At 72.8% G+C, this 20339-nt stretch carries 15 protein-coding genes; 11 read left to right on the top strand and 4 right to left on the bottom strand.

What is annotated here, in order from left to right; all coding sequences use genetic code 11:
• The first annotated feature begins 75 nt into the window (after positions 1 to 75).
• The 6 genes from ACZ3ZE_RS26260 to ACZ3ZE_RS26235 all read left to right on the top strand — a co-directional run bounded on the left by ACZ3ZE_RS26260 (position 76) and on the right by ACZ3ZE_RS26235 (position 9063).
• A complete protein-coding gene (locus ACZ3ZE_RS26260; protein ID WP_467260924.1) occupies positions 76 to 2112 on the top strand; it encodes a glycogen debranching N-terminal domain-containing protein in 2037 nt (678 codons plus the stop codon).
• 63 nt (positions 2113 to 2175) lie between these two features.
• Positions 2176 to 2946: an NUDIX hydrolase gene (locus ACZ3ZE_RS26255; RefSeq protein WP_361177823.1), complete on the top strand. Its 771-nt coding sequence runs from the start codon at positions 2176 to 2178 to the stop codon at positions 2944 to 2946.
• 120 nt (positions 2947 to 3066) lie between these two features.
• Entirely contained in the window at positions 3067 to 4878 is a 1812-nt protein-coding gene (locus ACZ3ZE_RS26250) for an ATP-binding cassette domain-containing protein (protein ID WP_467260922.1), read from the top strand.
• A gap of 160 nt (positions 4879 to 5038) precedes the next feature.
• Positions 5039 to 5926, top strand: a complete 888-nt coding sequence (locus tag ACZ3ZE_RS26245; RefSeq protein ID WP_361177827.1) for a FadR/GntR family transcriptional regulator — start codon at positions 5039 to 5041, stop codon at positions 5924 to 5926.
• A gap of 645 nt (positions 5927 to 6571) precedes the next feature.
• On the top strand, positions 6572 to 8113 hold the full coding sequence (locus ACZ3ZE_RS26240) for an RNA polymerase sigma factor (RefSeq protein WP_361177829.1): 1542 nt from the start codon (positions 6572 to 6574) through the stop codon (positions 8111 to 8113).
• Between the two features lie 131 nt (positions 8114 to 8244).
• Positions 8245 to 9063, top strand: a complete 819-nt coding sequence (locus ACZ3ZE_RS26235) for a serine protease (RefSeq protein WP_467260920.1) — start codon at positions 8245 to 8247, stop codon at positions 9061 to 9063.
• 99 nt (positions 9064 to 9162) lie between these two features.
• Here the strand turns inward: ACZ3ZE_RS26235 and ACZ3ZE_RS26230 are convergent, their stop codons facing one another.
• Positions 9163 to 9393, bottom strand: coding sequence for a DUF7455 domain-containing protein (locus tag ACZ3ZE_RS26230; protein ID WP_046910811.1), 231 nt, complete (start codon positions 9391 to 9393; stop codon positions 9163 to 9165).
• A 432-nt stretch (positions 9394 to 9825) separates the two neighbouring features.
• On the opposite strand from ACZ3ZE_RS26230, the gene ACZ3ZE_RS26225 reads away from it, so the two are divergent.
• From ACZ3ZE_RS26225 to ACZ3ZE_RS26215, 3 genes are all read left to right on the top strand, one after another.
• Positions 9826 to 11943: a DNA gyrase/topoisomerase IV subunit B gene (locus ACZ3ZE_RS26225; RefSeq protein ID WP_361177833.1), complete on the top strand. Its 2118-nt coding sequence runs from the start codon at positions 9826 to 9828 to the stop codon at positions 11941 to 11943.
• A gap of 202 nt (positions 11944 to 12145) precedes the next feature.
• Entirely contained in the window at positions 12146 to 12664 is a 519-nt protein-coding gene (locus ACZ3ZE_RS26220; RefSeq protein WP_361177835.1) for a DUF485 domain-containing protein, read from the top strand.
• Positions 12661 to 14253 (top strand): solute symporter family protein, encoded by a 1593-nt coding sequence (locus ACZ3ZE_RS26215; RefSeq protein ID WP_361177837.1) that lies wholly within the window; start codon positions 12661 to 12663, stop codon positions 14251 to 14253. The genes ACZ3ZE_RS26220 and ACZ3ZE_RS26215 overlap by 4 nt, the downstream gene beginning before the upstream one ends.
• Positions 14254 to 14365: 112 nt before the next feature.
• On the opposite strand, the gene ACZ3ZE_RS26210 is transcribed toward ACZ3ZE_RS26215, so the two are convergent.
• Complete coding sequence (locus tag ACZ3ZE_RS26210) at positions 14366 to 15058, bottom strand: response regulator (protein WP_442304926.1); 693 nt, start codon at positions 15056 to 15058, stop codon at positions 14366 to 14368.
• Positions 15055 to 16686: a sensor histidine kinase gene (locus ACZ3ZE_RS26205; protein WP_467260918.1), complete on the bottom strand. Its 1632-nt coding sequence runs from the start codon at positions 16684 to 16686 to the stop codon at positions 15055 to 15057. The genes ACZ3ZE_RS26210 and ACZ3ZE_RS26205 overlap by 4 nt, the downstream gene beginning before the upstream one ends.
• 232 nt (positions 16687 to 16918) lie before the next feature.
• Here ACZ3ZE_RS26205 and ACZ3ZE_RS26200 point away from each other — a divergent pair, with 232 nt between their 5' ends.
• Positions 16919 to 17980: a CobW family GTP-binding protein gene (locus ACZ3ZE_RS26200; RefSeq protein WP_467260916.1), complete on the top strand. Its 1062-nt coding sequence runs from the start codon at positions 16919 to 16921 to the stop codon at positions 17978 to 17980.
• On the opposite strand, the gene ACZ3ZE_RS26195 is transcribed toward ACZ3ZE_RS26200, so the two are convergent.
• Positions 17977 to 19479, bottom strand: a complete 1503-nt coding sequence (locus ACZ3ZE_RS26195; protein WP_467260914.1) for an FAD-dependent monooxygenase — start codon at positions 19477 to 19479, stop codon at positions 17977 to 17979. The genes ACZ3ZE_RS26200 and ACZ3ZE_RS26195 overlap by 4 nt on opposite strands.
• A 99-nt stretch (positions 19480 to 19578) precedes the next feature.
• On the opposite strand from ACZ3ZE_RS26195, the gene ACZ3ZE_RS26190 reads away from it, so the two are divergent.
• On the top strand, positions 19579 to 20250 hold the full coding sequence (locus tag ACZ3ZE_RS26190) for a TetR/AcrR family transcriptional regulator C-terminal domain-containing protein (protein WP_361177845.1): 672 nt from the start codon (positions 19579 to 19581) through the stop codon (positions 20248 to 20250).
• Positions 20251 to 20339: the final 89 nt, after the last annotated feature.

The raw sequence follows: 20339 nt of genomic DNA, 5'->3' as shown, positions 1-20339 counted from the left end.
CGACCGCTCCCGGCGCGCCCGCCGTCCGGGCCGGCCCAGCCGCCAGGACCGCACAGAGAGCTTCACGCACCCGTCATGGCCCCCAGCTCCGCCCAGGCCCCCGGGCCGCCCGCCGGACGCCCGTCCCTCGCCGGAGCCACCGGAGCGAGCCGCCCCGGTGAACTGCCCGCAGTGCACGACGCCCTCGTCGGCGTCGCCCTGCCCGCCCTCGCCGTCAGCGCGCGGCACGCGCAGCTCACCGGCGCGGGCCTCGAAGGGGTCTACCTTTCCGGACGCAGGCTGCTCTCCCGCTGCGTCCTGCGCGTCGCCGGTCGCGAACCCGTCCCCCTCCAGGGCCGGTCGACCACCGCGGACCGCGCCGACTTCCTCGGCGTCGTGCGCACGTCCGGCGACACCGGCCCCGACCCCGGGCTCACCGTGGAGCGATCACGCGAGGCCGACGGGACGGAGCGGATCACCCTGCGCAGCTCCGCCCCCCGCGCCCTGCGGCTCCCCGTGGAGATCGTTCTGGGCACGGATCTCGCGGATCTGGGCGCGGTGGCGGCCGGACGGCCCGGACCCGAACTCTCCGCGAGCGTCCACGGCACCGGGCTGCGCTGGACGGCCCCCGACGGCAGCGCGGCAGCGGTCATGGCGGACCCTCCACCCACCGACTCCCTCGCGGCGGCCGGACTGCTCCGCTGGGAGGCCGAGCTCGCCCCCGGAGGCACCTTCACCCTCACCCTCCGGGTCCGCGGCGAACGGGCCGCCCGGCACCCGAGTGCCGGCGCCGGCCGCCCCGGTGGCCACATCTTCGCCGACACCGCCGCCGAAGGAGACGACCCCCGCCTCGGCGAGCTGCTGGCCGCCTCGACCGACGACCTGCGCGCCCTGCTCCAGCGCGACCCCGCCCACCCCGCCGACGTCCACCTCGCGGCCGGAGTGCCCTGGCGCTGCGGACCCGTCACCGCCGAAGCCCTCTGGGCAGCCCGCATGGCCCTTCCGCTCGGTACCCGGCTGGCCGTCACCACGCTCCGCGCTCTGGCCCGCACCCAACTCCGGGGAGCCGGCCTCGAATCGGGCCGCATCCCCGGGCCGCTCAGGGACGCCGGCCCGCACCTTCCGCCCCGATGCACCGGAGTCGAGGCCACCCTCGCCTTCCCCGTCGTGCTCGCCGAAGCCCGCCGCTGGGGCCTGCCCGAGCAGGACCTCACCGAACTGCTCCCCACGGCCGAGCGGTGCCTGGAGTGGCTGCGCGGGGCCCTCGACGCCGGCGGGTTCGTCCAGGAGTCGGGGCCCGCCGGACCGGCACGGGCCGAGACCCAGGCCCACGCGCACCGGGCCGCCGTGCTCGGCGCCGACCTCCTCGACGGCTGCGGGCGGCCGGGCGGGGAAGCCTGGCGGGAGTGGGCGCGGGCGCTGCGCGACCGGTTCCGGGACCGGTTCTGGCTCGACGACCCGCACGGCGGACGCCCCGCGCTCGCCCGGACCCCCGACGGGCGCCTCCTGCCGTACCTCGGAGGCTGGGCGGCGCACCTCCTCGACACCGGACTCACGGCCGGGGGCCGCCCCGCGCCCGGGCTGCTCGACAAGAGCCAGACCGAGCGGATGGCCGGGCTGCTCACCTCTCCCGCGATGGACTCCGGCTGGGGGCTGCGCGGCCTCGGCACGAAGGAGCCGGGGTACAACCCGTTCGGGCACCGCTCCGGAGCCGTGCGGGTGCACGAGACGGCGGTGGGCGTCGCGGGGCTCGCCGCGGCGGGGTACGAAGCGGAGGCCGCCGCGCTGCTGCGGGGGATCGTCGACGCGGCGGCGGCCTTCGACCACCGCCTCCCCGAGATGTACGCGGGGGAGCGGCGGACGTCCGGTTCGCGGCCCGTGCCGCACCCGGCCGCCTGCCGGCCCGCGGCGGTGGCGGCCGCCGCGCCCCTCCACCTGCTGACTGTGCTGATCGGAGTCCGCCCGGACGCCCCCGGCCGGACCGTCTCCCTGCATCCGCTGCGCTCGGCCCCGCTCGGTGAGGTCCGGCTGTCCGGCCTGCGCGTCGCGGGCGAGCCGTTCGCGGCCCGCGTCGGCAGGCTGGGCCTCGGCATGGTCGAGGAAGCAGCCCCCGGCCTCCAGCTGGGGGTGTGAGGAATGGAAGGTGATCCTTCCCTGAGGCGTGTTTATCGTCAGGGAGACGACTATGATCGCGGCATGCCTCCCTACGACCCGTCGGCCTTTCCGCCCTTCGCTGTCACCGTCGACCTGGTCGTGCTCACCGTGCGGCGCCATGCCCTGTGCGCCCTGGTCGTGAAACGGGGGGAGCAGCCGTTCCAGGGGCGCTGGGCGCTGCCGGGCGGGTTCGTCCGGGAGGACGAGGACCTGGACGGGGCCGCCGCGCGCGAACTGGTGGAGGAGACCGGGCTCTGCGTGCACGACCCGGGCACCCCCGGGCCCGTACCCGGGACCGGGGCGCATCTGGAGCAGCTCGCGACCTACGGGGCGCCCGACCGGGACCCGCGCATGCGTGTGGTGAGCGTGGCGCATCTGGCGTTGGCCCCGGACCTTCCGGCGCCGCGCGCGGGCGGTGACGCCAACAGCGCGCGCTGGGCGCCCGTGGAGGACCTACTGGGGCTGGAAGGGGCCGGAGCGCACGAGGACGGGAAGTCGGAGCCGCTCGCCTTCGATCATGCCCGGATCCTGGCCGACGGAGTGGAGCGTGCCCGCTCCAAGATCGAGTACTCCTCGCTGGCCACGGCGTTCTGCCCGCCCGAGTTCACGGTCGGCGAGCTCCGCCGGGTCTACGAGGCCGTGTGGGGAGTGGCGCTCGACCCGCGCAACTTCCACCGGAAGGTGACCGGCACGCCCGGCTTCCTCGTTCCGGCCGGTGGCACCACGACCCGTCAGGGCGGCCGCCCCGCCCAGTTGTTCCGTGCTGGTGGGGCCACCCTGCTGAACCCGCCGATGCTCCGCCCGGAGGTCTGACGGGCGGTTTCCCGGCCGCCCCGAGCCGCCAACCCTGCGCCAAAAGTCCGAAATGTGGCGTTATCTTGCTGGGATAGCCGCCCTGCCGCGGAGCGGTCTCACCTACCCGCGAGAGAAGCGATGCTCCAGGCCATCGGACTTACCAGCACCCCCCGCCGGGACCGCCCGCCCGCCGTGGACGATCTCACCTTCGAGGCCCGGCCGGGCACCGTCACCGCCCTGCTCGGGCCGGCCGGCTCCGGCAAGACCACCGCCCTGCGCCTCATGCTCCAGCTCGAACCGGGGCGTGGCGTCACCTACTTCCGGGGCAGGCCACTGCACCGCGTCGCCCACCCGGCCCGCGAGGTCGGCGTTCTCTTCGGCGACGTCCCCGGACACCCCTCGCGCACCCTGCGCAGTCAGCTGCGCATGCTCTGCGCCGCCGCCGGAGTGCCCGGCGGCCGGGCCGACGACATGCTCCAGGCGGTCGGCCTCACCGGCGTCCACGACCAGCGGATCGGCACCCTGCCGCTCGCGATGGACCGCCGACTCGGCCTCGCGTCCGCCCTGTTGGGCGACCCGCACGCGCTGCTGCTCGACGAACCCGCGGCCGGACTCTCCGTACGCGAGAGCGTCTGGCTGTACGAACTGCTGCGCGCCCACGCCGACGAGGGCGGCACCGTGCTCTACACCACCACGGACGCCAAGGACGCGGCCCGCAACGCCGACCGGGTCGTCGCCCTCGACGGCGGGCGGCTCGCCGCCGACCAGGACGCCGCCGAGTTCGCCCGCACCCGGCTCCGCCCCCGGGTCGCCGTCCGCACCCCGCACGCGACCCGGCTCGCCGCTCTCCTCACCCAGGAATCCCGCGCCGCCCGCCGCCCCGTCGAGATCGTCACGGAAGGCGGCAACCACCTCTCCGTCTACGGCAGCGACTGCGCCACCGTCGGCGAGACCGCCTTCCGCAACGGCGTGCTCCTCCATCGCCTGGCCGACGAGACCGGCGACAGCCGCCCACCCGCGGACGCCCTCACGGCCGACCGCGGCGCGCCCGGCAGCGTCGCTCCCGACCCCTCGCCCGCGCCCGCCAACCCCGAGCAGACCTCTGAGCAGACCCCTGACCGGCCCCCCGAGGCCGGCCCGGACGGGCGTCCCACTCCCCGTTCGCGCCGCGCCCCGAACCGTTCGCCGCTGCGGCCCCTGCGTTACGAGATCCGCCGGCTGCTCGGTGTGCCCTCCACCCTCCTCGTCGGCGTGGGCGTCCTGCTCGTCTCCGTGACTCTCTCCGTACTGCTGGCCCGCAGCGGGCGTACCCCGCTGCCCGCTGTCCTGGCCGGCTGGCCCGGGATCTCCCCGCTGCCGCCCGCGGCCCTCGGTGCCGGGCTGCTCGGCGCCTTCTCCTTCGCCGAGGAGTACCGCTACCCGGCGCTCACCACCGGGCGCGGCGCCGTCCCTCGCCGCCTCGGCCTGCTGCTCGCCAAACTGGCCGTCGCGGCGGCCGTCGGCGCGGTTCTCGCGGTCCTGGCCGTGGTCGTCGACCTGGAGGCGCTGCGGCTCGTCTACGGGGGCGAGTTGATCCCCGTACCGAAGAACTGGGCGACGCTGTCCGCGAATTGGTTCGGGCTCGTCATCGGCTGCGCCTGGGCCGGGGTGCTCGGTGCCGGAGTCTTCCGGGCCGCCGCGGCCGGGGTCGCCGCGGTCCTCGCCGTACCGGTGCTCTTCGCCCCGCCGCTGCGGACGGCGCTCGCGGGGGCGTCCGGACGCTCCGTGGCGGGACTCCCGGCCCGGCTCCGCGAGTTCGCGAGCGTCGAGTGGTCCTCGGCCGCGGACCGCTGGGTCATGGGGGCGCTGAAGGTGGTCGGACAGCCCGTAGGGGTGGCGCTCGCGCTGACATTGACGGTCCTGCTCTGCGCCTATGTGTTCACGGGCCTTCGCGGCAGGGCCCGTTGGTGATCGCAATCGGACCGAATGGTTCCGGTCTGCCGTCAACTCCCTTGGGGAGTGCCCCTTATGTCTGATTAATCGTCAATTGTGTAGGGGGTGGCGATCACCCTTTCGTGTGCTTTTCACCAAAGACCTCAAGGGTCACGAGAGGCACGCCGACAAAGGATGCGTGAGTACCCTTGCGCACACGATGATGACCGCCGCCCGTTCCGTCGAGTCCGGCCTCGGCGCCCCGGGCGATCTCGACCGCTACCCCTACGCGGAGGCGCCCGGAGCCGACCGCGTCGGCCCGCCCGCCTGGGAGGGGGCGGAGGCCGACCTCGGCCGCGTCGGCCGCAGGAGCACCGGCAACCGCGGCCGCGGACTGCACGGACAGCTCGTCCAGCAGCTCGGCCAGATGATCGTCTCGGGCGACCTCGGCGCCGACCGCCCCCTCGTGCCGGAGGAGATCGGGCAGCGCTTCGAGGTCTCGCGCACCGTCGTCCGCGAGTCGCTGCGCGTGCTGGAGGCCAAGGGCCTCGTCAGCGCCCGCCCCAACGTCGGCACCCGGGTCCGGCCGGTCAGCGACTGGAACCTCCTCGACCCCGACATCATCGAGTGGCGCGCCTTCGGCCCGCAGCGCGACGACCAGCGCCGCGAGCTGAACGAGCTGCGCTGGACCATCGAGCCCCTCGCCGCCCGGCTCGCCGCCGGTCACGGGCGTGAGGACGTCCAGCAGCGCCTCGCCGACATGGTCGAGATCATGGGGCACGCCTACGCCCAGGGCGACGGCATCACCTTCTCCCGCGCGGACGCCGAGTTCCACGCCCTGCTCATCCAGCTCGCGGGCAACCGCATGCTGGAGCACCTCTCCGGCATCGTCGGTGCCGCGCTCCAGGTGTCCGGCGCCCCTGTCACCGGCTGCGACCGCCCCGGTGAGGCCTGCCTCGCGCACCACGCCCGGATCGTCGACGCCCTCGCCGCCGGGGACGCCCATGGTGCCGAGACGGCCATGCGCCAGCTGCTGACCGTCCACCCCGAGGTGGAGCGGGTCGTCCCGGCTCCCCGCGAGCACTGACGCGCGCCGTGGCGGCGTGGCCGGTAGCGGCGGGACACGCCCGTCGCGTGCCGCCCGACCTGAGCGGAGTCCGGGGGCGAGGAATCGCCCCCGGCCGCGTCAGGGCCTGGCGGCGCGAAGGCGTCACGGGTGGGTCGGCCGTGCTGGGACCCTCGAGCCGTGCCGGAGCGGCCGGACGTGTCGCACCGGCGGGCCGTGCCGGGCGGGCGGGGCGTGTCGCACCGGCGGGCCGTGTGCCGCGTGCCGTCCCGCCGAGCGGATCTGTCCCATCGAGCGGACCTCCCGTCGAGCCGGCCTGTCCCGTCGGGCGGGCGGATCATGCCGAACGGGCCGATCGCGGCGAGTCGGGATGATCATGTAGATCCGGCTGATCGGGCCGATCGAGTCACCTTCCGACCGTTTCGTTCAATAATGGACGTGAATGGGGTGTGACTCGGGCCACGCGGATTGGGCGTAACACTCCTCGAAGCCGCGCGATGACCTAAGAGGTGACAGTCGAGGAAGGAATACAGCCGCCGCTGAGGGCGCTGTGCAGTTCCCCGGTCCAACCCGCGCCGTCGGCACATTCCAGGCCGGCGGTCGTCGGCTCCAGCCTGATCCAGGGCGGGGCCGGAAGCCGTTTTCCATCGTTCCGAGAGGTTGTTCGTGTCGGCCAGCACATCCCGTACGCTCCCGCCGGAGATCGCCGAGTCCGAGTCTGTGATGGCGCTCATCGAGCGGGGAAAGGCTGATGGGCAGATCGCCGGCGATGACGTGCGTCGGGCCTTCGAGGCTGACCAGATTCCGCCAACCCAGTGGAAGAATGTTCTGCGCAGCCTCAATCAGATCCTCGAGGAAGAGGGTGTGACGCTGATGGTCAGTGCAGCGGAGTCGCCGAAGCGCGCCCGCAAGAGCGTCGCTGCGAAGAGCCCGGCCAAGCGCACCGCCACCAAGACCGTCACCGCCAGGACGACCGTGACGAAGACCGTCTCGGCCGCCGGCGCGGCCTCGGCGGCTGACAGCGCGGACTCGTCCGACGAGGCCGGCTCGCCCGCCAAGAAGGCCGCAGCCAAGAAGACCGTCGCCAAGAAGACGGTCGCCAAGAAGACCGTGGCCAAGAAGACGGCCGCGAAGAAGACGTCCAAGAAGGACGACGAAGAGCTGATCGAGGGCGAGGAGCTGCTCGAGGACGCCGCCCCCGGCAAGGACGAGGAAGAGACCGAGGGCGAGAACAAGGGCTTCGTCCTGTCCGACGAGGACGAGGACGACGCGCCGGCGCAGCAGGTCGCCGTCGCCGGTGCCACCGCGGACCCGGTCAAGGACTACCTCAAGCAGATCGGCAAGGTCCCGCTGCTCAACGCCGAGCAGGAGGTCGAGCTCGCCAAGCGCATCGAGGCCGGTCTGTTCGCCGAGGACAAGCTGGCGAACTCCGACAAGCTGGCCCCCAAGCTCAAGCGCGAGCTGGAGATCATCGCCGAGGACGGCCGCCGCGCCAAGAACCACCTCCTGGAGGCCAACCTCCGTCTGGTGGTCTCGCTGGCCAAGCGCTACACCGGCCGCGGCATGCTCTTCCTGGACCTGATCCAGGAGGGCAACCTGGGTCTGATCCGCGCGGTCGAGAAGTTCGACTACACCAAGGGCTACAAGTTCTCCACGTACGCCACCTGGTGGATCCGTCAGGCGATCACCCGCGCCATGGCCGACCAGGCCCGCACCATCCGCATCCCGGTGCACATGGTCGAGGTCATCAACAAGCTGGCCCGTGTGCAGCGCCAGATGCTCCAGGACCTGGGCCGCGAGCCCACCCCGGAGGAGCTGGCCAAGGAACTCGACATGACCCCCGAGAAGGTCATCGAGGTCCAGAAGTACGGCCGTGAGCCGATCTCGCTGCACACCCCGCTGGGCGAGGACGGCGACAGCGAGTTCGGTGACCTCATCGAGGACTCCGAGGCGGTCGTCCCGGCCGACGCGGTCAGCTTCACGCTGCTGCAGGAGCAGCTGCACTCCGTGCTCGACACGCTCTCCGAGCGTGAGGCGGGCGTCGTCTCCATGCGCTTCGGTCTCACCGACGGGCAGCCGAAGACGCTCGACGAGATCGGCAAGGTCTACGGCGTGACGCGTGAGCGCATCCGTCAGATCGAGTCGAAGACCATGTCGAAGCTGCGTCACCCGTCGCGTTCGCAGGTGCTGCGCGACTACCTCGACTGATCCTCGGCAGCGACGTACGCAAGGCCCGGTTCCCCGAAACGGGGGCCGGGCCTTCGTCGTGCGCGCGTGCGGCGGAGGCGGGCGTGGACGACTCTGGGTGAACCGACATCACCGGAGAGTCAGGAGGCTTCATGCGTCGTCCCATCGCCCGAGCATTGACCGGTGCCCTGGGCCTGATCGCGGCGGCGGCACCGCCGTTCGCCGCCGCCGCACCCGCGGCCGCGGACAGTGTCGTGGTCGGCGGTCAGCCGGCCCGGATCGCCGACGCGCCGTGGGTCGTCGCGCTCTCCAGCCGTGACCGGTTCGGGGGTACGAGGGCGGGACAGTTCTGCGGCGGGGTGGTCGTCGCGCCCACCAAGGTGCTCACGGCGGCCCACTGTCTGGGCCGTGAGGCCCTCGGGGGCGAGCCCTGGCAGCTGCCCGACTTCAAGGTCATCGCGGGCCGCACGTCGCTGCGTGGAAGCGGCGGGGAGGAGATCCGGGTCTCCGGGACCTGGGTCAACCCGGACTACGACCCGTCGACCAACTCGGGGGACCTCGGGGTCCTCACCCTGGAGAAGGCGCTGCCGGCCTCGTCCGTGATCGCGGTGGCGGCCCCGGGCGACGCCGCCCAGGAACCGGGGGCGGCGGCCGACGTCTACGGCTGGGGCGACACGTCGGGGAACGGCACGTATGCCATGTCGCTGCGCTCGGCGCCGGTGCAGGTGCTGCCGGACGCGGCCTGTGAACGCGCGTACCCGGGCCGTGGCGGCGTGGCGTACCGCGGCGACACCATGCTGTGCGGGGGTGATCCCCAAGGGGGCAGGGACGCGTGCCAGGGGGACAGTGGAGGCCCGCTGGTGGCCAAGGGCCGGCTGATCGGCCTGGTGTCCTGGGGGAGCGGCTGTGGCCAGGCGGAGAACCCCGGGGTGTACACGCGGGTCTCCGCGGTGCTGCCCCAGCGGTTCTGACGGTGTGAGAACGGGCGGTCACCCCCTGGTGCTGCGGGGGTGACCGCCCGTCGGCCGGTCTTCAGGTACCGGCTCCTGGCTCGTCGTGGATGAGAAGCGTCAGTGCTCGTCGCCCATCGTGCGGGCCGGCACATCGGTGAGCCGATCCGTCTCGTCCTGTATCTCTGCGGCGATCTTCTTGAGTTCCGGCTCGAACTTGCGTCCGTGGTGGGCGCAGAAGAGCAAGTCACCGCCGCTCGTCAGGACGACGCGCAGGTATGCCTGGGCGCCGCAGCGGTCGCAGCGGTCAGCGGCCGTCAGGGGGCTCGCGGGTGTCAGAACAGTAGTCACGTCGCCTCTTCTCTAGCTCGACGAGCTGTCGTACCAGGGTCAACATCCAACCAGGCCGAAAACGTTCCCGCTCGTGGCTTTTCCTCGAAACTTCTACCGAAGGTGGCTGTCTGCTGCCGGTTGGCGGCGAATGAGCCGTATTGCATCGCTCTACGGGTTTCGCATTGCTGTGTGTGGTCGCATCCTCCCGGCGGGTTGCCGGTTGTTCATGAGGACGTGCCCGAACCCTAAATGGTTCATGCCTGGAAGGGAACGTGATGTTCGCGTCACCCCATCGAGGGATCGAACATCCATACGACCCTGGACTAGCATGAGGATTCAGGTGGGTGGCGTGACAACGGCTCTACCAGGCATCGGTACCCTCTGACCGGTGACCGACGCCGGGCCTTACCCCACCGGGCCAGATTTCAAATTCAGCGAGGAGCGAACCGCGTGACCGCCGAGACGTCCGTGCCGTCCAGTGCGCTGCTGACCGCAGACCGTGACGGTTCCAACTACACCGCGCGGCACCTGCTCGTCCTGGAAGGGCTCGAAGCGGTTCGCAAGCGACCCGGTATGTACATCGGGTCCACCGACAGCCGCGGCCTGATGCACTGCCTCTGGGAGATCATCGACAACTCCGTCGACGAGGCTCTCGGGGGCTACTGCGACCACATCGACGTCATCCTCCACGAGGACGGCTCCGTCGAGGTCCGTGACAACGGCCGTGGCATCCCGGTCGACGTCGAGCCCAAGACCGGGCTCTCCGGCGTCGAGGTCGTCATGACCAAGCTGCACGCCGGCGGAAAGTTCGGCGGCGGCTCGTACGCCGCCTCCGGCGGTCTGCACGGCGTCGGCGCCTCCGTGGTGAACGCCCTCTCCGCCCGCCTGGACGTCGAGGTCGACCGCAACGGCGCCACGCACGCGATCAGCTTCCGCCGCGGCGTCCCCGGGATGTTCACCGAGCAGGGCCCCGACAGCCCCTTCGACCCGTCCGGCGGCCTCCTCAAGGGCAAGCGCGTCCCCAAGACCCGCACCGGCACCCGTGTGCGCTACTGGGCCGACCGCCAGATCTTCCTCAAGGACGCCAAGCTCAACCTGGAGACGCTGCACCAGCGCGCCCGCCAGACCGCCTTCCTCGTGCCCGGCCTCACCCTCGTCGTCCGCGACGAGCGTGACCTGGCGGGCGTGGGCAAGAGCGAGGAGACCTTCCGCTTCGACGGCGGCATCAGCGAGTTCTGCGAGTTCCTCGCCCAGGACAAGGCCGTCTGCGACGTGCTGCGACTCACCGGCCAGGGCACCTTCAAGGAGACCGTCCCGGTCCTCGACGACCGCGGCCACATGACCCCCACCGAGGTCACCCGCGAACTCGGCGTCGACGTCGCCCTGCGCTGGGGCACCGGCTACGACACCACGGTCAAGTCCTTCGTCAACATCATCGCCACCCCCAAGGGCGGCACCCACATCTCCGGCTTCGAGCAGGCGATCACCAAGACGGTGAACGAGGTGCTGCGCTCCGCCAAGATGCTGCGCGTCGCCGAGGACGACATCGTCAAGGACGACGCCCTGGAGGGCCTCACCGCGGTCGTCACCGTCCGCCTCGCCGAGCCGCAGTTCGAGGGCCAGACCAAGGAGGTGCTCGGCACCTCCGCGGCCCGCCGCATCGTCGCCGCCGTGGTCGCCAGGGAGCTCAAGGCCTTCCTGACCTCCACCAAGCGCGACGCCAAGGCCCAGGCCCGCGCCGTCCTGGAGAAGGCCGTCGCCGCCGCCCGCACCCGGATCGCGGCCCGCCAGCACAAGGACGCGCAGCGCAGGAAGACCGCGCTCGAGTCCTCCTCGCTGCCCGCCAAGCTGGCCGACTGCCGCAGCGACGACGTCGAGCGCAGCGAGCTCTTCATCGTCGAGGGAGACTCCGCGCTCGGCACCGCCAAGCTGGCCCGCAACAGCGAGTTCCAGGCGCTGCTCCCCATCCGCGGCAAGATCCTCAACGTCCAGAAGTCCTCCGTCTCGGACATGCTCAAGAACGCCGAGTGCGGCGCGATCATCCAGGTCATAGGGGCGGGCTCGGGGCGCACCTTCGATCTCGACGCCGCCCGGTACGGCAAGATCGTGCTCCTGGTCGACGCCGACGTCGACGGCGCCCACATCCGCTGCCTGCTGCTGACCCTCTTCCAGCGCTACATGCGCCCCATGGTCGAGGCCGGCCGGGTCTTCGCCGCCGTGCCGCCGCTGCACCGCATCGAGCTGATCCAGCCGAAGAAGGGCCAGGACAAGTACGTCTACACGTACTCGGACGGCGAGCTGCGCCAGACGCTGCTCGAGTTCCAGCGCAAGGGCGTCCGCTACAAGGACTCCATCCAGCGCTACAAGGGCCTCGGCGAGATGGACGCGGACCAGCTGGCGGAGACCACGATGGACCCGCGCCACCGCACCCTGCGCCGGATCAACATCGGCGACCTCGACTCGGCGGAGCAGGTCTTCGACCTCCTCATGGGCAACGACGTGGCCCCCCGCAAGGAGTTCATCACCAGCTCCGCGGCGACCCTCGACCGCTCGCGCATCGACGCCTGATGTCTGACGCCTGACGTTTGACGCCTGACGTTCGACCTGGCGACGCGATGCCCGACGGGCGTCGCCGCGCCCGGAAGCACCCCCTGACCGGCCCGCCCGATATGCCTATCGGACGGGCCGGTCAGGCGTATAGGGAGATCCGTCACCTAATGGGGTGAAGAGTGCGGGAGAAGAGTCCGAGATCTTCCCGCTCTGTCCATCCTTGGGCACGCGGCCGAAACGGTTCGCTGACAAGGAGAGTTCACCGGTGGAGAAGCAGGAGGGGCGCGATCTCGCCACGGTGCGGATCGACGACCCCTGGTACGACGAGCCGGCCGCCGGCCGGGGCGAGCACGACGTGGCCAAAGCGCCCGTCGCGGGACCGCACGGCGGCCTCCCCCGGCAACAGGCCCACAGCGCGGCCGAGATCTATCTGGAGGTCCAGCGCAGCCCCGCCTTCCAGGAGGTGCGCAGCCGCTACCGCCGGTTCGTCTTCCCGGCCGCCGCGGCCTTCATCCTCTGGTACCTGGCGTACGTGGTGGCCGCGACCGCCGCCCCCGGCCTCATGGCCCGGCCGGTCGCCGGAGCGGTGAACGTGGCGATGCTCGCCGGACTCGGCCAGTTCGCCACCACCTTCCTGCTGACCTGGGCGTACGCCCGGCACGCCAGGCTGCGCAGGGACCGCGCCGCCCTCGAACTGCGCTGGGACACCCAGGAGATGACCCGGGGGGTGCGGCGGTGACCGGAAACCACCAGACCCTGTCCCTGCTGCTGTTCAGCGCCTTCGTCGCGGTCACCCTCGGGATCACCACCTGGGTCGGGCGTAAACGGCAGGGCTCGGCCGAGGAGTTCTACGCCGGAGGGCGGCTCTTCTCGCCCCTGGAGAACGGGTTCGCCATCGCCGGCGACTACATGTCGGCCGCCTCCTTCCTCGGCATCTCCGGACTGATCGCCCTCTTCGGCTACGACGGCATGCTGTACTCCGTCGGCTTCCTCGTCGCCTGGCTGGTCGTGCTCCTCCTCGTCGCCGAACTGGTCCGCAACTGCGGCCGCTTCACCCTCGCCGACGTCGTCGCCTCCCGGATGGCCGAGCGCCCCGTCCGCATCGCCGCCGGAAGCTCCTCCGTGATCGTCTCCGTGCTCTACCTCGTGGCCCAGATGGTCGGCGCCGGAAGCCTCGTCGCCCTGCTCCTCGGCGGCACCAGCGAAGCCGCCCGCGCCTGGACCGTGATCGGCGTCGGCGCGCTGATGGTCGTGTACGTGTCGCTCGGCGGCATGCGGGCCACCACCTGGATCCAGATCGTCAAGGCCGTGCTCCTGATGGCCGGCACGATCACCCTCACCGTGCTCGTCCTGCTCCGCTTCCACGGCGACTTCGACCAGCTGCTCACCGCCGCCGCCGACCGCAGCGGCCACGGCAGGGCCTTCCTCGCGCCCGGGCTGCGCTACGGCGGCGACTGGATTGCCCGGGTCGACTTCGTCAGCCTCGGCCTCGCCCTCGTGCTCGGCACCGCGGGCCTGCCGCACATCCTGTCCCGCTTCTACACCGTGCCCACCGCGCGGGCCGCCCGCCGCTCGGTCGTCTGGTCCATCGGCCTCATCGGCTGCTTCTACCTGATGACGATCGTCCTCGGCTTCGGCGCGGCCGCCCTCGTCGGACCCGACACGGTCCGCGCCTCCAACAGCGCCGGCAACACCGCGGTACCCCTGCTCGCCCTCGACCTCGGCGGCGGCGCCGGATCCACCGGCGGGACCGTCCTCTTCGCGATCGTCGCCGCCGTCGCCTTCGCCACCATCCTCGCCGTCGTGGCCGGCATCACCCTGGCCTCCTCCGCCTCCGTCGCCCACGACCTCTACGCCTCGCTGCGCCGCCGCCACGCCAAGCAGTACAGCGAGGTGACCGTCGCACGGTGCGCCGCCGCCGGGATCGGGGTGGCGGCGATCGGCCTCGGCCTGCTCGCCCGCGACCTCAACGTGGCCTTCCTCGTCGGCCTCGCCTTCGCCGTCGCGGCCTCCGCGAACCTTCCGGTGCTGCTCTACTCGCTGTTCTGGCGCCGGTTCACCACCCGGGGCGCGGTCTGGTCGGTGTACGGCGGGCTCATCCCCGCCGTCCTGCTGGTGCTGGTCTCCCCGGTCGTCTCCGGGAGCCCGGAATCCCTCTTCCCGGGCGTCGACTTCCAGCTCTTCCCGCTGCAGAACCCAGGCGTCGTCTCCATCCCGCTCGGCTTCCTCGCGGGCTGGCTGGGCACCGCCACCTCACCGGAGCCGCCGGACGAGGCCCGGCACGCCGAGACGGAGGTACGGGCGCTCACGGGGGCGGGAGCCGTCTGAGGCCACCGGGGCGGCGCCGAGGGCGCCAGGCCCCGGCCCAGGAGGCAGGCGGAGCCGTACGCGAGACCGCGCCCGGCTCCGCACGCGAGGCTCCGCCCCGGATCCGTACGCCTCAGCGCGTCGCGGAGGCGGCCCACTCGTAGCGATGCTCGGGGCGGCCCGTCTCGCCGTACTTCAGGGAGAGCCGGACCCGGCCGGTCCGCTCCAGCAGCTTCAGGTAGCGCTGGGCGGTCTGGCGGCTCACCCCGGCCCGCTCGGCGATCTCCTGCGTCGACAGGGCTCCCTCCGCCGCGAGGAGCACCTGCCGGACCAGCTCGGCCGTCGTGGGGGAGTGGCCCTTCGGGAGTTCGGGGGCGACCGTGCCCGCCGAGAGCGCCGCGAAGATCCGGTCCACCTCGGCCTGCTCGGCCTCCCCGCCGCCCTCCAGGGCCCGCCGCAGCGCCGCGTACGCCTCCAGCTTGGCCCGCAGCCCCGCGAAGCTGAACGGCTTGACCAGGTACTGCAGCGCCCCGTGCCGCATCGCGGCCTGGACCGTCGCCACGTCGCGCGCCGCGGTCACCATGATCACGTCGCTCTGGTGCCCGAGGGCGCGCAGCTCCCGCACGACGGCGAGGCCGTTGCCGTCGGGGAGGTAGTGGTCCAGGAGGATCAGGTCCACCGGGGTCTCCGCCTCGGCGAGCCGGGCCAGGGCCTCCGTCGCCGAGTGGGCGACGGCGACCACCTGGAAGCCGGGCACCTTGGCGACGTACGCGGCGTTGATCCGCGCCACCCGCGTGTCGTCGTCGACGACCAGGACGCCGATCACCGTGCCTCCCCGAAGGAGTGGGGCGAGGACTCCCCGGCGGGCTCTCCGGAGGGCGCGGGCAGCAGTGGCTCGGCCTCGCGCAGGGCCTCCGGCAGGACGACGGTGAACTCCGCGCCCCCGTCCGCGCCGGTGTCGACCCGGGCGTCGCCGCCGCGGCGCTCGGCGAGCCGGCGCACCAGGGCGAGCCCCAGGCCCCGCTTGCCGTGCGCCGGAGGCTCCTTGGTGGTCCAGCCCTCGGTGAAGATCAGCTCGCGCCGGTCGGCGGGGACGCCGGGGCCGCTGTCCGTGACCCGCAGGACGACCGTGCCGCCCTCGCCCCGCAGATCCACCTCCACGAGCGCGTCGGCGGTGCCGGAGGCGGCGTCCAGGGCGTTGTCGACGAGGTTGCCGACGACCGTGACCAGCTCGCGCGGGTCGACCAGGCGGTCCGGGAGCAGCGAGTCGGGGGCGATGCGCAGCGACACGCCCCGCTCGGCGGCGACGGTCGCCTTGCCGACGAGCAGCGCGGCGACCAACGGGTCACGCACCTTCTCGGTGACCTGCTCGGCGGTGGTGCGGTGCACCCCGACCACCTCGTTGACGAAGTCGGCCGCCTCCTCGTACATCTCCAGTTCCAGCAGGCCGAGCAGGGTGTGCAGCCGGTTGGCGTGCTCGTGGTCCTGGGCCCGCAGGGCGTCGATCAGGCCGCGCGTCGAGTCCAGCTCGCGGCCCAGCCGCTCCAGTTCGGTGCGGTCGCGCAGGGTGGCGACCGCGCCGCCGTCGTGGGTGGGCATCCGGTTGGCGATCAGCACCCGGCTGCCGCGCACCGTCACCAGGTCCTCGCCGGTGGCGCGGCCCGCGAGGACGTCCGCGGTGCGGCCGGAGCCGAGCACCTCGTCCAGCGGGTGTCCGGTCGCCTCGGGCCCGAGTCCGAGGAGCCGCTGGGCCTCGTCGTTCATCAGCCGGATCCTGCCCGCGCGGTCGAGGGCCACCACGCCCTCGCGGAGGCCGTGCAGCATGGCCTCGCGCTCGGCGAGCAGGGCCGAGATGTCGGAGAAGGCCAGGTCGTGGGTCTGCCGCTGGAGCCTGCGGGAGATCAGATACGCGGCGAGCGCGCCCGCCGCGAGGGCGCCACCGGCGTACGCGAGGAGGCCGGGAATCGCGGCCAGGAGCCGGTCGCGGACGCTGTCGTACTCGATGCCGACGGACACCGCGCCGACGATCTCGCCCCTGGCGTCCCGCAGCGGTGCCTTGCCGCGCGCGGAGCGACCCAGGGTGCCGCTGTCGATCTCCATCACCGGGTGGCCCGCGAGCACCTCGCTGGGGTCGGTGGAGACGATCCGGCCGATCTGGACGGGGTCGGTGTGGGACCAGCGGACCCCGTGGGTGTCCATCACCACCACGTACTCGGCGCCGGTGGACCGCCGGATCCGCTCCGCCTCCGCCTGCACCGGCCCGTGTGCGGAGGGCCGGGTGGTCGCCAGGTCGGCGGCCACCCGCGGGGAGGCCGTGGTCTGGGCGATGGCGAGGGCGCGGCGCATCGCCTGGTCGTCGAGCTGGGCGCTCAGCGGGGCCAGAAAGAGGCCGGTGGCCAGCACGGTCACGCCGGTGGCGATGGCCAGCTGCATCAGCAGGACCTGCGAGAACATCCGCCGCGGCCACCCGAACCTGCGCCGGCGGGCGGGCGGCCGCGCGGGGGGTCCCCCCGGACGGAGTCCGGGGGAGGTGACTGCGGGGCTCATGCCGGAAACGGTACGGGGACGAGGGCGCCCGCCGGAAATGCCGCTGCCCGGATCCGGTGCACGGCCTGCCTATCCTGGGGGCTTCGCGCGCGGGCTCCGACGACCCGCGCGGGCACCGCAGGCACGGAGGACAGCAGCCTTGACCACCCAGCAGATCCCCGTCGTCGTCCTGGCAGGGTTTCTCGGGGCGGGGAAGACCACCCTGCTCAACCATCTGCTGCGCAGCGCGCGCGGTACGCGGATCGGGGTCATGGTCAACGACTTCGGCGACATCGGGATCGACGCCATGACCGTCGCCGGTCAGGTCGGCTCCACCGTCTCCCTGGGCAACGGCTGTCTGTGCTGCGCGGTGGACGCGAGCGAGCTCGACGAGTACCTGGAGGTGCTCACCCGCCCCGAGGTCCGCCTGGACGTGATCGTGATCGAGGCCAGCGGGCTCGCCGAGCCGCAGGAGCTGGTCCGCATGCTGTTGGCCAGCGAGAACGAGCGGATCGTGTACGGCGGTCTGATCGAGGTGGTCGACGCCGCCGAGTTCGCCGCCACGCGCGCCCGGCACCCGGAGACCGACCGGCATCTCGCCACGGCCGACCTGGTCGTCGTCAACAAGGCCGACCGGGTCCCGGCCGAGGAACTGGCCGGCGTCCGCGAGACGGTCGCCGCACTCGCCCCGCGGGCCGCGGTGATCGAGGCCGCGCACGGGCGGATCGACCCCGAGCTGCTCTTCGACCGGGTGGTGCCGGAGGACGAGATCGAGGGCCAGATGTCCATCGAGGACATCCTGTACGGGCCGGACGGCGAGGGGGCCGGGCACGCCCACCCGCACGCCGCGTACGACACGGTCTCCCTGAGCACGACGACGCCGCTGCACCCGCGCCGGCTGATGGCCTTCCTCGACGGGCGCCCCGAGGGCCTCTACCGCCTCAAGGGCTTCGTCGACTTCGGCACCGCCGACCCGGCCAACCGCTACGCCGTCCACGCGGTCGGCCGCTTCCTGCGCTTCCGGCCGGAGCCGTGGCCGGCCGGCGAGGAACGGCTGACCCAGCTGGTCCTCATCGGCACCGGCGTCGACGCGGCCGCCCTCCGCAAGGAGCTCGCCGACTGCGAGCAGAACGGCCCGGGGGACTCCCCCGACGACCATGCCCTGTGGGGCGTCCTGCGGTACGTACCCGGCAGCGAGGACGAGCCCGGGGACACCGCCTAGCCCCCAACCGGCAGGTGGGCGGCACCGAAGGTGGCGAGGTAGGTGGCGAGGCCGCCGGCACCCGCACCGGCCCAGCCGACGTACCCGTCCGGGCGGATCAGGAACAGGCCCGTGCCGTACGGCTCGTACGCGGCGAGGCGGGCCGTGCGCACCGTGCCGTCCGCCAGGGGCGGCAGCGGGACGCCGACCGCGAGCAGCGTGAAGTGCGGGCCCCGGAAGACGTCGAAGAGCCGGCCGGCGCCGTACGGGCCGTCCGGCGCGCGGTCGCCCGCGCGCAAGGCACCGTCGGCGAGCCCGGTCCTGGTCTCCACGGTGAGCGGCGAGTCCCGGTAGCCGAGCCCGAGCTGCTGGACCTCCTCGCCACGTTGGGTGTCCGCGCCCTCCGAGCTCGCCCGGTGCAGACGGGTGCTGATGCCGAGGACGTCGGCGGCGACGGGCAGCCGCTCCGCCTCGTACGAGTCGAGCAGCGCGGCCGGGGCGCCGTGCCGCAGCACCCGGCCCAGCTTCCAGCCGAGGTTGTACGCGTCCTGGATGCTGGTGTTGAGGCCCTGGCCGCCCGCGGGGGAGTGCACGTGCGCCGCGTCGCCCGCGAGGAGGACCCGGCCGTCCCGGAACCGGTCCGCCATCGCTGCGCGGGCGCGGAAGTCGGAGGCCCACAGCACCTCGACGACGTCCGCCGCGGCGAGCGGCGTGCGGGCGGCGAGGAGCTCGCGCACCGTGCGGGGAGCGGTGTCCACGGCGGCGGTCTCGTCCTCGAAGGTGGCGATGAGCTGGAACTGGTCGCCCCCGGGCAGCGGGCACAGGGCCACGGCTCCGCCCGGCGCGTTCGGCCAGACATGCCAGTTGTCCCGGTCCACGATCGCGTCGGAGGAGAGCCGGACGTCCGCGACGAGCATCGGGCGGGGGTCGACGGTCTCGCCCGTCATCCCGATGCCGATCTGTTTGCGGACGGTGGAGCGTCCGCCGTCGGCCGCCACGAGGTAGGAGGCCCGCACCGTCTCGCCGGTGGAGAGCTCCGCCTCGACGGCCTCCTCGGACTGGCGGAACCCGGTGAGGGCCGCCCCGAACCGGACGTCGCCGCCGAGCTCCCGAAGGCGCGCGTACAGCACCTCCTGGGTGCGTGACTGCGGGATGAGCAGGATGGCGGCGTACGGCACCTGCTCGGTCGGCTCGGAGCGCGCCATCATGTCCCACTCGCCCTGCCGCTCCGCGCCCTCCCAGGCGCGCATCCGCGGGTAGGGCGAGCCCGCCGCCAGGATCCCGGGCAGGGCCTCGAGATCGTCGAGCACCTCCTGGCTGCGCGGCTGGATTCCCTTGCCGCGGGAGCCGGGGAAGAGCCGGTCCGCCTTCTCGACGAGCAGGGCGCGCACGCCCCGGCGGGCCAGGTCGATCGCGAGCACCAGTCCGGTGGGTCCCGCTCCGACGATGACGACGTCCGTCTCCAGGCTTCGCACGGTCCCCACGCTCCCCATGCTCCCCACGGTATTGATGGTTTCCATGCCGCTTCCTCCGGTGTCCACGTCCTTAACGGCGTTAAATTCCGACATCGCCAGCATCCCCTTAACGTCGTTAAGCTGTCAAGGGGATACCGTGGCGGAGTGGCGACCAAGAAGACGACCCGGCTGGACCCCGCATCGGTGGCGGAGACCGCTCTGAGCCTGCTCAACGAGCGGGGCCTCGACGGGCTGACGCTGCGCGCGATCGCCCAGGAGCTGCACGTCCAGGCGCCCGCGCTCTACTGGCACTTCAAGAACAAGCAGGCGCTGCTCGACGAGATGGCGACCGTGATGTACCGGCGCATGGTCGAGGACCCCGAGACGCGGCCGCCCGGCGACCTCACCTGGCAGGAACGGATCCTCACGGTCAACCGGGGCCTGCGCGCCGGGCTGCTGCGCTACCGCGACGGCGCCAAGGTCTACAGCGGGGCCCGCTTCACCGGTACCGACTTCGCCGCGGACATGGAGCTCCAGCTGGGCTCGCTCGTCGACGCGGGATTCTCGTTGCACCAGGCGGTGCGGGCCAGCACCACGGCGTACATGTACACGCTCGGCTTCGTCACCGAGGAGCAGGGCACCGAGCCGGTGCCGGGGGAGCCCCGTGAGGGCTTCGACGTGGAGCGGCGCGCCGAGCGGCTCGCGGACTACCCGCTCGCGGCGGCGGCCGGCGCGGAGCTCTTCGCCGACTACGACAACGGCTTCGAGGAAGGGCTGCGCCTGATCGTCGCCGGGATCGAGGCCGTCTACGCCCCCACCGCGCCCCGCCCGGCGTAAGCGGGAGACGGCGGAGACAGCACGGAAGGCAGAGAAGCCCCCTGCCCCGCGCGACGGCGCGGGGCAGGGGGCTTCTCCACGGAACCGGG

Source organism: Streptomyces sp. NPDC023157, assembly GCF_055560575.1.
This window is presented reverse-complemented; position numbering and strand designations above follow the sequence as displayed.